Source organism: Streptomyces sp. NPDC034670 (assembly GCF_055574875.1).
In genome coordinates this window covers 1-1882 of record NZ_JBVITR010000042.1, presented here as the reverse complement: position 1 = coordinate 1882, position 1882 = coordinate 1, and the positions used below count along the sequence as shown (strand labels likewise).

Annotated in this window: 2 protein-coding genes; one reads left to right on the top strand and one right to left on the bottom strand. The window is 78.9% G+C overall.

Features of this window, described 5'->3' with window-relative positions; genetic code table 11:
• Positions 1-343 precede the first annotated feature (343 nt).
• A complete protein-coding gene (locus ACZ56B_RS24305) occupies positions 344-484 on the bottom strand; it encodes a hypothetical protein (RefSeq protein WP_468794314.1) in 141 nt (46 codons plus the stop codon).
• Positions 485-838: 354 nt separating this feature from the next.
• Between ACZ56B_RS24305 and ACZ56B_RS24300 the strand changes: the two genes are divergently transcribed.
• Positions 839-1537, top strand: coding sequence for a response regulator (locus ACZ56B_RS24300; RefSeq protein WP_468794311.1), 699 nt, complete (start codon positions 839-841; stop codon positions 1535-1537).
• Positions 1538-1882 lie beyond the last annotated feature (345 nt).

The following is a 1882-nucleotide window of genomic DNA, read 5'->3' as shown; positions in this document are numbered from 1 at the left end:
ACGTGTGGGGGGGTTCTTCTTGGGGGGGGGGGAGGGGGGGGGGAGGAAGGGGGGGTCGTCCCCTTCCCCCCCCGCCGGTTGGGGCGGGCGCCGTGCGGCGCCCGCTTCTGCGGGCCGCCGCGCCACGGGGGCGGCGCGGCCGTCCGGCGGGCGGTGTCGTCGCGGTGGGCGACGCGTTCGGTGCCGGCCCACAGCCGGTCGCGGAGCCGGCCGGCGAGTCCGCGGGCGGTCGCCTCGCGGGCGTGGGCGACGACGAGGCCGCCGCCGACCCGGATCCCGGCGCCGGCGGGCCAGGGCGGCACGACGTGGTGGGCCGAGGCCCGCGGGACGCGCGCCGCACCGCTCACGGGCGGCGGTCCGGGCCGGTCCAGGGCGGTGGCGATCTCCTCGCGGAGACGGGCGGGGGCTCCTCGTCCCCCTCACCGTCGGCGCGCACCCGCACGGTGGCGGTGGTCTCACGGGCACCGGTGTCCTCGGCGGTCATGCGCTCCACTCCCTGCGGTCGTTCCGCGAGCCCCAAGACTGCTGCGCTTCCCGTCCGTGTCCCAGAGGCGGCCGACCCCGGTGGGAGGGGGCCCCTCGGCCCCGGGCCCAGGGCCGAGGGGCCCCCGGGTCCCACCGGCTGTCGCCCCCCTCGGCCTCCTGGAGTGCCACCCGTCCGGCCTCCGGCCGGGGCACCGGGCCGCGGGACGGCGAGCAGGGGACGCAGGCCGGCCCCGCGGACGCGGCCTCGCGGCCCCCTGACGCGGGCGGAAACCGGGCCGACCGGCCCCGGACCTCGGCCGCCCTGGGAAGATGAGGATTCCGACGGGGACCGAGGCACCGCGAGGAGCAGGCGATGGCGCACAGCGAGCAGGACGGCGGCACGGGAAGCCCGATCAAGGTCTTCCTCCTGGACGACCACGAGGTGGTGCGGCGAGGAGTGCACGACCTGCTGGACGACGAGCCGGACATCGCCGTCGTCGGGGAAGCCGCGACGGTGGAGCAGGCACTGATCCGGGTCCCTGCCCTGCGCCCCGACGTGGCCGTCCTCGACGTGCGCCTGCCCGACGGGGACGGAGTGACCGTCTGCCGTGAGCTGCGGTCGACGATGCCGGAGCTGGCGTGCCTGATGCTGACCTCCTTCGACGACGAGGAGGCGCTCCTGGACTCGATCATGGCGGGCGCGGCCGGGTACGTGCTGAAGCAGATCCGGGGCTCGGACCTGGTCTCGGCCGTGCGGACGGTGGCCCGGGGCCAGTCGCTGCTGGACGCCAGCGCCACGACCAGACTGATGGCACGGCTGCGAGGCGCCGGGCAGCAGCCGGCCGGGGAGCCGGACGTCCTGCCCGGCCTGACCGACCGGGAGCGCGAGATCCTGGACCTGATCGGCGAAGGGCTGACCAACCGGCAGATCGGCGGGCGGCTGTACCTGGCCGAGAAGACGGTCAAGAACCACATCTCCCGTCTGCTCGCCAAGCTCGGCGTGGAACGCCGTGTCCAGGCCGCCGTCATCGCCACCCAGGCACGTGACCGCCTGCGGTCCGAAGACCGGTAGGGACCGGTAGGGGCGTGGCCACCGGCCGCCTCCGCACCCGCGAGCGGGCCGGCCCGCGCCCGGTGGCCGGCGCGCGGCGAGTGCCGGGGGAGACCGACGTCGCCCACCGCGAGGCCGCCGAGGGGCCGCCGGAGGACGTGCCGAGGGCGTCCGACGCCCCGGTCGTCCCGCGGGACCGCGGGACGTGGCCGGCGGCCCCGCCTCCTGCGTCCCGGACGCCCCGCTCACCCGGGCCCACGGCGACCCGGCCGAGGGGGGGGGGGGGGGGGGGGGGGGGGGGGGGGGGGGGGGGGGGGGGGGGGGGGGGGGGGGGGGGGGGGGGGGGGGGGGGGGGGGGGGGGGGGG

Excerpts from the sequence above, each read along its gene's own strand:
- ACZ56B_RS24305 (WP_468794314.1), bottom strand. The coding sequence starts at position 484 with ATGACCGCCGAGGACACCGGTGCCCGTGAGACCACCGCCACCGTGCGG.
- ACZ56B_RS24300 (WP_468794311.1), top strand. The coding sequence starts at position 839 with ATGGCGCACAGCGAGCAGGACGGCGGCACGGGAAGCCCGATCAAGGTC.